3 protein-coding genes and 1 pseudogene are annotated in these 1,940 nt (G+C 67.2%); 2 read left to right on the top strand and 2 right to left on the bottom strand.

Annotation, left to right across the window (positions count from 1 at the left end; all coding sequences use genetic code 11):
- A pseudogene (locus HLK59_RS49775) lies at positions 1 to 236 on the top strand (PPOX class F420-dependent oxidoreductase); the annotation flags it as partial.
- On the opposite strand, the gene HLK59_RS49780 reads toward HLK59_RS49775, so the two are convergent.
- On the bottom strand, positions 228 to 419 hold the full coding sequence (locus tag HLK59_RS49780) for a hypothetical protein (RefSeq protein ID WP_171148291.1): 192 nt from the start codon (positions 417 to 419) through the stop codon (positions 228 to 230). The pseudogene HLK59_RS49775 and the gene HLK59_RS49780 overlap by 9 nt on opposite strands.
- Before the next feature lie 10 nt (positions 420 to 429).
- Positions 430 to 1,281, bottom strand: a complete 852-nt coding sequence (locus tag HLK59_RS49785) for a helix-turn-helix transcriptional regulator (protein WP_171148292.1) — start codon at positions 1,279 to 1,281, stop codon at positions 430 to 432.
- 248 nt (positions 1,282 to 1,529) lie between these two features.
- On the opposite strand from HLK59_RS49785, the gene HLK59_RS49790 reads away from it, so the two are divergent.
- On the top strand, positions 1,530 to 1,940 hold a 411-nt coding region (locus HLK59_RS49790; protein WP_171148293.1), incomplete at its 3' end, for an ATP-binding protein.

Genomic DNA, 1,940 nt, shown 5'->3' on the forward strand with positions numbered 1-1,940 from the left:
CCTACGACCGGGTGGAGATCCGGGGGCGGGTCGTGCGGTTCGTGGAGGGGGAGGAGGCGGAACGGTCCATGGACCGGCTGACGCAGAAGTACATCGGGGAGCCGAAGTATCCGTGGTTGCTGGAGGGGGAGCGGCGGGTGATGTTGCTCATCGAGCCGGTGAAGGTGCGGCGGGTTGTGGGGGTGGAGCCGTTCCGTCCCGGGGTGCTGCCGGAGGCGGGGGCCGGGTCAGAGTAGGTGGTCGGCTTTGCCCGCCTTGATGTCCCGGATGAGGGTGGCTAGGGCTTCGCGGGTGTCGGTGAGGTAGGTGTCTTCTTGGCCGGCGATGGTTATGTAGGCGTTGCCGGTGGGGTCGGTGCCTATGCGGAAGCAGTTGTTGCCCTCGGCGCAGAAGGGCTCTTCCCAGGTGATCTCGGGCATGGGGGTCTCCTTAGAGGTGCTGGGCGATGGTGTGCATCAGGTCGCGTGAGTCCTGTGAGTTCATGGTGTGGGCGTGCCACCACTCCATGTGGGCGCGGTACTTGCTGAGTTGTGCGTCGCTGTGAGTGAACTCGCCGCCGTGTGCGGAGTCGAGCTGCACGGTGTCGAGTTGAGGGACGGGGCCTTCGGCGTACAGAACCGCGTGCCCGGCACCGGGGAAGGCTCCGGCCTCGACAGGGAGTACCCGTAGCTCGATGTTGTCGTGCTCGGACATCTCGCACAGATGCAGTAGCTGTTCGCGCATGTCCCGGCGGCCGCCGAACTGCATGCGCAGGGCCCACTCGTGCACGTAGGCGACGTAGTCGACGGGGGTCTCCCGGTCGAGGACCTGCTGGCGCTGCATGCGCTGCATCACGCGCAGTTCCACTTCTGACTTCGGCAGTGGGGGCAGGGCGGCCGCGAAAATGGCGCGGGCGTAGCTGCTGAGCTGGAGCAGGCCGGGAATGTGGACGCTCTGGTAGCTGCGTAGCCGGGAGGCGAACCACTCCAACTCGGCTACGTCGAGGAGGCCTTGCGGCAGGGTCCCCCTGAACTGGTCCCACCAGCAGCGCTTCCGCACATCGGCAATGGTGGCCAGCGCCTCGATGTAAGCCTCGTCGGCGCAGTCGTAGTTGCTGGCGAGTATGCGGACTCGCTCAGGTGAGGTGGCCCGTACTCCCGACTCCATGTTGGACACCTTTGTGCGGTCCAGCCCGAGCAGCCCGGCGGCGTACTCCGTGGTCCGACCTGCCGCGAGCCGCATTTTGCGCAGCTCGGCACCTAGGCGCTTCTGGCGTTCCGTCGGCGCGGGCCTCGTTGGCATCGGCACCTTCCTCCCCGTCGTGGACGGGGTCAGTCTGCATGGTTCGGGTGGAGCAGGCCAAATCCTTCGGAGGCAATGCGTGAGGTTATGTGGCACACGTCCCCCTGCATGCTCTACCGTCGGTGACGAGTCGCTTACGGCGTGATGTCGCTCGGAAGTGCATCGCGCGAGCCTGCCTGCGTTCGTGGGACAAGCCACCGGGTGCGCCGTCAGCCCGTCCAACAGCCGCTGCCATCAAGGGAGTTGCCATGTCTGCCGTGCTGTCCTTCTCCGCCTGCCCGCTCAACGACGACGTACGGGAGGCCGCGCCGCCGTCGCCCGAGTCGCTCGCGTACAGCCTCACGTTGCCTGCTGGGCCGATGAGTTCGAGCGTTGCCCGGGCGGCGACTCGTGTCGTCCTTCAAGCGCATGAGCTGGAGGACATGGCCGACGCCGCTGTGCAGGTCGTCGCCGAACTCGCCGCCTGCGCTTGCCGGTTCACGCCCGGCGCCGAGGTGTATGTGTCGCTGCGGTTCCGGGACGGGGCGTTGCGGGTGAGCCTCTATGACGGGCATCCGCGGCACAGTCATCCGCGGCTCGTGGAGGCTTGCGATGCGCGGAGGCGGGCTGCGCTGCGGGTGTTGGGGTGTGTGGTGCGGGTGTGTGAGGGGGAGTGGGGG

This window comes from Streptomyces sp. S3(2020) (assembly GCF_013044505.1).
Taxonomy (GTDB): domain Bacteria; phylum Actinomycetota; class Actinomycetes; order Streptomycetales; family Streptomycetaceae; genus Streptomyces.